Origin of the sequence: Symbioplanes lichenis, assembly GCF_030709675.1 — a bacterium.
In the GTDB taxonomy this organism is placed as follows: Bacteria; Actinomycetota; Actinomycetes; order Mycobacteriales; family Micromonosporaceae; genus Actinoplanes; species Actinoplanes lichenis.
In genome coordinates this window covers 374,591-383,719 of record NZ_JAUZQD010000005.1, presented here as the reverse complement: position 1 = coordinate 383,719, position 9,129 = coordinate 374,591, and the positions used below count along the sequence as shown (strand labels likewise).

The following is a 9,129-nucleotide window of genomic DNA, read 5'->3' as shown; positions in this document are numbered from 1 at the left end:
CGCTCACTGCCCGTGCTCGGCGGCGTGGTCCCGGTGCCCGGCCAGATAGGCCGCCTCCGGCGCCGTCCGGGGACGCCGGACCTCGCGGAAGATCGTGCGCAGCACCCGCAGGCCGTCGGTGACCGCGTTCAGGTTGCTGGCGCCGTGGATGCGGGCGTGCTCGTGGCTCGGCACCTCGACCAGGCGCAGCCGGGCCCGGGCCGCGCGGACGTTGAGCAGGGTCTCGATCTCGAAGCCGTCGCCCCACAGCCGGGCGCCCCCGGCCGGGGCCGGCGACGTGCTGTCCAGCTCGAACACCGGCAGGCAGTACGCCCAGAACGCGTTGTAGCCGTAGCAGAGATCGCTGTACCGGGTCCGGAACAGGCCGTTGACCAGTACGTTGAGGAACTGGTTGCCCAGCCGGCGCAACCGGGTGATGTCGCTGCTGCCGCCGCCCGCCACGAACCGGCTGCCCTTGGCGAAGTCGGCGCCCTCGGTCAGCTCGGCCACGAAGCGCGGGATCTCCCGCGGGTCGGTCGAGCCGTCCGCGTCGATCATGACGATGATGTCCCCCGTCGCCGCCGCGAACCCGCAGGCCAGCGCGTTGCCCTTGCCCCGGCGGTTCTGCCGGACGAGCACGGCGTCCGGCCGCAGCATGCGCGCGACGGCCAGGGTGTCGTCGTCGGAGCCGCCGTCGACGACGACGAGCTCGTCCACCGGCGGCAGCAGGGGCAGGACGTGCGGCAGGTTCCGCGCCTCGTTGAGCGTCGGCATGACGACCGTCACGCGCGGCGCCCTGCCGCTTCCGGTGTGCGCCGCACCCTCGAGTACGGCGGCGGAGTGGGCATGGCGTGCGCCGGACCCGAGCATGGACAGCCCTTCGTTGAGCGATGCGGTGGTGACTCGTCGCTCAAGTTAGGACAGTTGCGGAGAAGTTGGACGCGTTTCCCCTGATGAGCAGGGTGATGTTGGCCCGAACCGGCTACTTCGATCGAGGGAAAGCCGCAGGACAGCGTGGTTCGGCTGCGGTGGACCGGCTCGCACTGTTATCCGGGTTCTTCTACGGTGATCCGGGTGCACTCCGTCGAGCTGACCTTGGACGATGACGTGGATCGGACCGTCCGGGGCGTGTGGGAGCGGTTGCGGGCGGCCGGGCTGAAGAGCCTGGCCACCCACGAGCACCCCACCAACCGGCCGCATCTGACGCTGGCCACGGGGGCCGCGCTGACCCCGCAGGCAGTGGCGGCGGTGGCCGGGCTGCCGCTGCCGGCCGTACTCGATGATGTGATCTTTTTCGGGCACGCGGTGGCGTGGCGGGTGGCGGCCGGGACGGAGCTGGAGGCCATGCGGGCCGCCGTGGCCGAGGCGATGGGCAACGACCAGCCCTGGGTGCCGCACGTGAGCCTGGCCCTGCGGGTGAAAGATCCCACCGTGTACGAGCCGGTGCTGCGCGGGCTGGCACCGGCGCGCGGGATGTTCGTCGCCGCGCGCAGCTACGACAGCGAGACGCGGACGGTCAGCCCCTGCTGCCCGAGACCTGCACCGGAACCGTGAAGAAGCCGTCGCGGCACGCGGGGTCGGCGCTCGTGCTCATGGTGACGCCGCCGGGGACCGAGAAGACCGCGACATTGTTGGCGGCGACCCGCCAGTCGACCGGGAAGGCCGGGCGGGTGAGGGCGACGCCCGTGCGCTCGCAGCCCGCGTCGCGGTGCTCGGCGTCGGCGACGGCGTTGCCGATGCCGGGCCGGACCTCGGTGATGCGGATCGGGAAGCCGTTGACGTTGGCGACCGTCACGGTCAGGTCGCCGGCGGCGCCGGGCCGCAGCGGTACGGCGTAGTCGGAGCGGCCCCGCAGCTGAAGCACGACGCTGTCCTGGGCGTTGCCGGCCGCGGGCTCGTCATCGGTCAGCCGCCAGTAGGTCCAGCCCGCGCCCGCGTTGACCGCCGCCGCCGCGACCGCCGCCACGCCCAGGATGATCCGGGTCCGCCGGTCGAAGCGGGACCGTTTGCGGGCGCCCAGCTCCACCGTCTCTTCCTCGCCGCGCTCGAGGGTGACGGGTGCTCCATCCTCGGTCCGCATGGGGGCTTCCTCCTGCACGACGGTGGTACGGGTTCCGTGAACCACGGTGCCCGAAAGCGGCTGCGACGGCGATCGGTGAACCGTCCGTACTGGAACGGGCAGAAAATGGGCAGGAGCGACCGAGCGGCCTAATCCGCGAGGGGGACGGCCCCCGGGGGCCAGGGCCGTGACGACCGTTTTCGCGGGTCCGCTGAAAGGTTTTAGCGGGGGTCGTTAGCCGACGGCGCGGGGAAACGCAAATCGCAAGTTGCGCGCCGGGGAGAAATGCGCCCCGCCGACCACTGTGGCAAAAGGCCGGTCCCGCCGCATCCGGGGATCGTGCGCGCATTCGCTGCCGACCGGCCTAATCCGCCGGAGTGGGTTTGTGCGACGCGGGCGGCGATCCGTGCAGATGGTGCATGAAGAGTGCGAGAAGTTGGCACGGCACAGCCCCGGTCTCCGTGGTGCGGGGAGACCGGGGCTGCGACCCGGGGAGGGATTTACTGTTCGCCGATGCCGGCGCCGGCGCTGGCGCTGGCGCTCGGCAGCGGCGGGTCGACGGGCTCCGGCTCGGACGGCACCGCGCTCGGCGACGGTTCTTCGTCCACCGGGTCAGGACTTGGTGCGGAGGGCGGCGACACGGTGGGAGTGCTGGTGACCGCCGGGCTCGCTGACGGCTTGGTGGAGGGCAGCGGGGACGACGACGGCGAGCCCATGCGGGCCACCGCCGCGACTTCCGGCGGACCGGCGAAGGTCAGGGGCACGCTCGGGCCGCTGAGATCGCCGACCCAGTGCTCGTACGCGGGGCGGACCTGCCACGACCACGTCCCGCCCGGCACCGCCACGTCACGGCACGTCGTCGTGGTCACCTCCGGGCAGACGACGACCGGGCCGCCGGCGCCTGTCCGGATGACGGTGTAGTGCTGGGCCCGTACCCCTGCGGCCAGGATGGACGGCGCCCAGGTGACGACGGCGTTCTTGCCGGCCTTCGCGACGCTGGGCACGGCACCGGCCGGCATCTCGGCCGTGCGCATCCGCAGGACCGCGGCGGGCGTGGCGGCGGACCAGCCGGCGAAGGCGTAGACGCTGCCGCCCAGTGCCACACCGACGGCCACCGCCACCGTGGCCAGGGTCTTCGCGGTTCTCATCGGCCCGCCTTCGTCGCCCGGCCGGTGAGCAGCACCTCGAACGTGGTCCGCCGGCACCGCTCCGGCGCGTCCGCCGCCATCGCGATCGGCACGGCGCCCACCTCCCGGGTGCTGCGCGCCGGCACGACCACCGGGAGCCGCCCGGCATAGGGTCGCGCCGACACGGTCCTGGTGCCCGGGCGGCAGGAGCGCTTGGACGAGTCCGTGACCTTGCCACCGATGGTGGTGACGCGCAGATCGAAGTCGTACGGATTCCGCAGCGTCACCACCATCGGCTTCACCACTCCCGGGAAGAGACCGGTGACCGGGCGGGCCCGCACCGAGAAGGTGCCGCCGTGCGAGGCCGGGGTGCCGCGGGACGCCAGCTCGATGGTGCCTTCGGGTGCTGGGCCCGTCCCGCCCGTGGCCAGCGCGACGGCCACGAGACCTGCGGCGACGGCACTGATTCGCCAGTACGGCACACCCGTCTCCTTCCGGAAGTAGGACGGTGGGCGGAGCCCCTCTCCGCCCACCGAGTCATGAGGTTCAGACCGTGCTGGTGCCACCGAACTTCATGGTCACGGTGAGCAGGGATCCGGCACACTTCTGGTCGAGGTCGCCGATCTCGACCGGCAGGGTGATCGCCTGACCCTTGGCGCCCGCGGCAATCGTCGGCGAGCCGCTGAAGCCGGTGATCTTCACGACGTTGGCGTTCAACGTGCCGGCACAGGCGGCGTTCTCCGTGCCGTCAGTCTTCTTCGCCGAGAACGTCGGCGCCTCGGCCTTGTTCAGGGCGACCTTGAAGTCGTTGGGGTTGGTGACGCTCACCGTGGCGTTGCGCCTCGCGCCCGGGAAGACCTTGCCGTCGAGAGTGATCGTCGCCGCCAGCGGCTGAATGTCGGAGCTCTGTGCCGTACCGGTCGCGGTGCCCTCCGCGAACCAGCCGGCGGCCCAAGCGGTGACGCCCAGCCCGCCGACCGCGACGGCGGCGACGGTGGCGATGACGGCGGAACGCTTGGCGGTCTTGCTCATCGGATGTTCCTCCCGGAACCAATCGGTCGCGCACGGCCACCCCGCCGGTGTCGGCCGGCGGTGGGATGCGCAGAAGAAATCGGGTGCGGCCGGGGCTCGAAGCGTTCCGGCGCTGCGACAAAGATGGACGATCGGCGTGGGTGGGTCGATCGTTCTTCCGGCCCCCGGGAACGCGCCCGCCGGACTAATCCCCCCGGTGGACGCGGTGTTTTCACGGCCGTCTACCAAGCGTTTCGAACACGCGGCTGACCAGCAGCGTCATGGCGCTAGCACATTGGCGGCCCGGCAACCGGCCGGAGAGGTGCCGGCGGGGCCGCCGGAAATGAATGACCTTGCACCGGGCGGGACTCCCGGGAAACTGCGTCTCCGGAAGGATTAGGCCGATCGGCGCGCCGCTCCCCTGAAAGAGATAAACGGCTTACGGGTCTTTCAACGACGACGGGCCCCTCACGTGAGGAGCCCGTCGGTGGAGCAGGCGCGCCGCCGATGACAGAGCGTGGGCAGGCGGTGCGCCGGAGTGACATGGTAGCCGGTGGCCGGGCTCGCCGGCCCGTCCCGCGTCACGCGCGGAGGCGATCCGCCACTTCGCGCTCCGCCACCTCACGGACCGCGCGCGTCGCCGGGCGATCGGCCGGGTGCCGTTCCAGGAAGGCCACGGGCGACAGCGGCGGCAGGGCGCTCGACGCGACACTGTCGTATAGGTGGACGCGGGCGCGTTCCATGGCCATCGCGGCGAGCTCCTCGTCCCGGGACGCCTTGCCGATGCTCTCGGCCATGACCCGGGCGGCCGCCTCGGCATAGCGACGGGCGTCGCGCAGGCCCTGCTCGTACCCGATGGCGGCCTCGTGCTCCTGGCCCCGGGCGGCGCGGGCCTCGATCCGCTCGTAGGCGTTCCCGTGCGAGGCGAACTTCAGCCCGACGGCCGCGCAGTCCAGGGCCACGAGCAACAGGGCGATGCCGATGTAGAAGACGCCGATGCCCCAGAAGTCGCTGCTCACCAGGTACCACATGGCCGCCGTGCGGGCGCCGAAGCCGGAGTCCGCCCGGATCGCGTCCGCGTTGGCCGTACGCTGGTTGCTGATCTTGGCAGTGAGATCCGCCGCCTCCCGGGCGCGGGAATCGCGCGCCTCCTGCTGCGACTGCTGCAGCTCCGCGGCCTGCTTGTCCAGCGCGGCGGCCTGATCGTCGAGCCCCCGCGAGCGCTGCACCAGCTTGTCGCAGTAGCCGCCCGCCGGACACCCCGACTTGCGCGACACGCCGTCGCCCTCCGAGTCGGCGAGCGCCTGCTGGTAGAGCTGCCGCGCGTCCCGCCGCTTCTCCGCGGCCCGGGTGTTGAGCGCCTGCACCGCGGCATCGTCGGCGGCCGTCTCGCGCTTGAGGATCTGCAGCCGGGCGTCGTACGCGGCGATCGCCCCGCTGACCTCGATCTCGCTGATCTGCTCGTTGTGCACCTCGTTGAGCCGCGCGTCGATCTCACCCTGATAGCGGGCCAGCATCAACGGCTCGGTGATCAGCGCGGCGAACAGCAACGCCAGGCACAGCCGCCCGGCGTAGAGCCCGACGGTCGGCTTCCGCAGCAGATCCGCCGGGTCGGGCGACTCGAGATTCTGGTAGTTGATCGCCACCCGGCCGACCACCGCCCGGTCGTACGCGATGACCCCGCTCGCCACGACCGCGCCGACCAGCCACTGCCACCACGGGTGCGTGTAGTTCGAACTGGCATCGACGAACGCGGCGCCGCCGACCGTCCCGTACCCGAAGTAAAGGATCATGAAAATCCCGATCGAGCAGTACAGCACCCGGTCGGAATGCGTGGTCACGCTGTCCGGGTTCACGTTGGCGATCCGGAGCAGCAAACGACGCATGGCCCGAGTCTGTCCGATCCACCCCGCCCCGCGTGGCGAAACCTCCGGATCAGGCGGGCAGGGCCGGCTCGGTGATCGTCACTCGCACCGTCACCGAGGCGTGCACAGTCTGCTGCTGCGGGTCGAGGTCGAGCTCCTCGCCGCCGGCGTCCTTCGCGAACGCCATGCTGCGCATCATGGGACCGCCGCCACCGACGCCCTCGTCGCTGATCTCGACGAGACGGTCGACGTCGGCGCCGACTGCTGCCGCATACTCGCGGGCCCGGCTCAGCGCATCGGTCACGGCCTCCTGACGCACGCCGGCACCCGCGCGGCTGCCCGGCCGCAACTGCCACCACGGGCCCGAGACGGTGGTCATGTCGGCATCCGCCAGCCGCAGGAGCAGCTCACCCAGGGCGGTGAAGTCGCTCACGGTGACGGTCGTGCTCACACTGCCCACGTACGCGGCCACGCGCTCACCTTTCTTGAACTCCGGCCGCACCTGGACTCCGCTCGTCTCCCGCCGCTCGATCACGTCCCCGTGGTCGTCGAGCAGGGTGCGCAGCTCGGCGGAGCGCTCGGCGAGCCGGGTGAGGGCGGTCTCGCGGTCCTTGTCCCGGGCGTTCACGGTGACCGAGAACTGGGCGATCTCCGGCGGCACTTCCCGCACGGACTCGCCACGGACGACGATCATCGGTTGCTCAGCCATGCCCCGACGCTAGCCCGTCCCGCGGGGTTCGGCGCGGGGAGACGCAGGTGACAAAAATCGGGCAGGACCACGCCGTGCACGCCCACTGGCCCGTTAGAGCGGCTGACCGGCCCGGAGCGGCGGCCGCACCGACGTCACAGGAGGTCCCACGTGAGCGAGAACCAGGCGGCGGAACGCCTCAAGGTCATTCTGCAGGCGCAGTCCCCGGAGACGAAGACGTCCGAGCACCCGATGGTGGTGCCCGCGGTGATGCCGCCCAACCAGGCGTTGCAGGTGCTGACGCTGGCCCAGCGGACGGCCGAGGAGCACGTGGCCATCGCGCACCGGCAGGCGGACAAGATCCGGACGGACGCGCAGGCCGCCGCGGAGAAGATCGCCGACGACGCCCGGGAGCACTCGCGGGAGGTGCGCGGGCAGGCCGACCAGGTTCTCGCCGAGGCGCGCCGGAACGCCGAGAAGTCGGCGCGCGAGGTGCGGCAGCGCAACGACGAGGCCCGGCGGTCGGCCGACAAGATCGTGTCGGAGGCGCGGGCACAAGCGCACAAGATCACGAGTGCGGCGCGGGACCAGGCCGAGCAGCTGCGGGCGCAGGCCCAGCAGCGGTACGAGGACGTGGTCGGCAGCCTCGGCACCCGGCGCGAGGACCTGCAGCGGCAGATCGAGTGCCTGGAGGAGTTCGACCGGGAGTACCGGGCGCGGCTGACGACCTTCATGCAGGGGCAGCTGCGGGCGCTCTGGGTGGACCAGCCGCAGGTGAGCAAGGAGCTGCCGGCGCCCGCCACCGAGGAGCCCGCCGCCGGTGACGCCCCGGCGACCGGCTCGCACGCGGCCCCGGAGACGGCGCACGCGGCCCCGGAGACGGCGGACGAAGCGGTGGATGAGCCTGCCGCCACCGAGGACGGCGCCCGCATCCCGGGGCAGCGCGCGGACCAGCCGGGCGACGACGAGAAGAACGGGTGAGCGGCCACCGGCGACAACACGCGCACGCGGGCCGCCGGAGCAGCCGCGGGCGACAGCACGCGGGCGACAGCACGCGGGCGACAGCACGCGGGCCGACTGAGCAGCCTCCGGCGACAGCACGCGGGCCGACTGAGCAGCCTCCGGCGACAGCGTGCGGGCGAGAAGACCCGGGCCCGCCCTTGCGGGGACGGGACCCGGGCGATCAGGCTCGGAGGCGGGCGACCGCGGCGGCGACGCGTTCGTCGGTGGCGGTGAGGGCGATGCGGACGTGCTGGGCCGCGGCCGGGCCGTAGAAGGCGCCCGGGGCGGCCAGGATGCCGCGCTCGGCCAGCCAGTCGACGGTCTTCCAGCAGTCCTCGTCACGGGTCGACCACAGGTAGAGGCCCGCGGTCGAGTGCTCGATGCGGAACCCGGCGCCGGTGAGCGCCGCGCGCAGGGCGGAGCGGCGGGACTCGTAGCGGGCCCGCTGCCCGGCCACGTGCTCCTCGTCCTCCAGCGCCGCGATCATGGCGGCCTGGACGGGGGCGGGGACGATCATGCCGGCGTGCTTGCGGACGGCCAGCAGCTCCTTGACCACCGCGGGGTCCCCGGCGACGAAGCCGGCCCGGTAGCCCGCGAGGTTGGACCGCTTCGAGAGCGAGTGCACCGCGAGCAGCCCCGTGTGATCGCCGTCGCTGACCTCGTCGGACAGGATCGAGACCGGCGTCTCCTCCCAGCCCAGCGACAGGTAGCACTCGTCGCTCACGATCAGCGCGCCGCGCTCCCGGCCCCAGGCGACCACCTTGCGGAGGTGCTCGCGGGGCAGGACGCGGCCGTGCGGGTTGCCCGGGGAGTTGATCCAGACCAGCTTGACGCGCGGGTCGGGGCCCAGGGCGGTGAGCGAGTCGGAGCGGACCACCTCGGCGCCGGCCAGCCGCACCCCGACCTCATAGGTCGGGTAGCAGACCTGCGGGATCACCACGACGTCGCCGCGCCCGATGCCGAGCAGCGTCGGCAGCCACGCGACCAGCTCCTTGGAGCCGATCGTCGGCAGCACGCCGGGCGCGACCCGGCCGCCCGGCGAGGCGGACCCCGGCGAGGCGGACCCCGGCGAAGCGGACCCCGGCGAAGCGGACCCTGGCGACGCAATGCCCGATGTGCCCGAAATGTCACGCGGAGACGAGCCGGCGGCAACACCGACACCGCAGGCGCGCCGCAGCCAGGCGGAGATCGCGGCGCGCAGAGCCGGCGTGCCCGCGGTCAGCGGATAGCCGGGTGTGTCGGACGCGGACGCCAGCGCAGCCTGGATCGCCGCCGGCACCGGGTCGACGGGCGTGCCGACCGAGAGGTCGACGATCCCGTCCGGGTGCGCGGCGGCGACGGCCTTGGCCGGCTCCAGCAGGTCCCAGGGGAAGTCGGGAAGCGCGGCCGACAGCACGG

At 72.6% G+C, this 9,129-nt stretch carries 10 protein-coding genes; 2 read left to right on the top strand and 8 right to left on the bottom strand.

All coding sequences use genetic code 11. The annotated features are described in order from the left end of the window. Window positions 1-3: 3 nt before the first annotated feature. The gene (locus tag RAN62_RS14680) at window positions 4-765 is read right to left on the bottom strand and encodes a glycosyltransferase family 2 protein (protein WP_305785147.1); all 762 of its coding nucleotides are present in this window, start codon (window positions 763-765) and stop codon (window positions 4-6) included. Window positions 766-1,053: 288 nt separating this feature from the next. Between RAN62_RS14680 and RAN62_RS14675 the strand changes: the two genes are divergently transcribed. Beyond that, complete coding sequence (locus RAN62_RS14675; RefSeq protein ID WP_305785146.1) at window positions 1,054-1,533, top strand: 2'-5' RNA ligase family protein; 480 nt, start codon at window positions 1,054-1,056, stop codon at window positions 1,531-1,533. Here the strand turns inward: RAN62_RS14675 and RAN62_RS14670 are convergent. The 6 genes from RAN62_RS14670 to RAN62_RS14645 form a co-directional block, all read right to left on the bottom strand. Then, window positions 1,496-2,059, bottom strand: a complete 564-nt coding sequence (locus RAN62_RS14670) for a hypothetical protein (RefSeq protein WP_305785145.1) — start codon at window positions 2,057-2,059, stop codon at window positions 1,496-1,498. The genes RAN62_RS14675 and RAN62_RS14670 overlap by 38 nt on opposite strands. Before the next feature lie 479 nt (window positions 2,060-2,538). Beyond that, on the bottom strand, window positions 2,539-3,186 hold the full coding sequence (locus RAN62_RS14665; RefSeq protein ID WP_305785144.1) for a hypothetical protein: 648 nt from the start codon (window positions 3,184-3,186) through the stop codon (window positions 2,539-2,541). Continuing rightward, on the bottom strand, window positions 3,183-3,647 hold the full coding sequence (locus RAN62_RS14660) for a hypothetical protein (RefSeq protein ID WP_305785143.1): 465 nt from the start codon (window positions 3,645-3,647) through the stop codon (window positions 3,183-3,185). Before RAN62_RS14660 ends, RAN62_RS14665 begins: the two co-directional genes overlap by 4 nt. Window positions 3,648-3,711: 64 nt before the next feature. Continuing rightward, the gene (locus RAN62_RS14655) at window positions 3,712-4,197 is read right to left on the bottom strand and encodes a hypothetical protein (RefSeq protein ID WP_305785142.1); all 486 of its coding nucleotides are present in this window, start codon (window positions 4,195-4,197) and stop codon (window positions 3,712-3,714) included. Between the two features lie 560 nt (window positions 4,198-4,757). Continuing rightward, complete coding sequence (locus RAN62_RS14650) at window positions 4,758-6,062, bottom strand: DUF4407 domain-containing protein (RefSeq protein ID WP_305785141.1); 1,305 nt, start codon at window positions 6,060-6,062, stop codon at window positions 4,758-4,760. A gap of 49 nt (window positions 6,063-6,111) precedes the next feature. Further along, entirely contained in the window at window positions 6,112-6,750 is a 639-nt protein-coding gene (locus RAN62_RS14645) for an SIMPL domain-containing protein (protein ID WP_305785140.1), read from the bottom strand. Window positions 6,751-6,900: 150 nt separating this feature from the next. On the opposite strand from RAN62_RS14645, the gene RAN62_RS14640 reads away from it, so the two are divergent. Beyond that, a complete protein-coding gene (locus RAN62_RS14640) occupies window positions 6,901-7,710 on the top strand; it encodes a hypothetical protein (protein ID WP_305785139.1) in 810 nt (269 codons plus the stop codon). Window positions 7,711-7,912: 202 nt separating this feature from the next. On the opposite strand, the gene dapC is transcribed toward RAN62_RS14640, so the two are convergent. Next, entirely contained in the window at window positions 7,913-9,127 is a 1,215-nt protein-coding gene (gene dapC, locus RAN62_RS14635; RefSeq protein ID WP_305785138.1) for a succinyldiaminopimelate transaminase, read from the bottom strand. Between the last annotated feature and the right edge of the window lie 2 nt (window positions 9,128-9,129).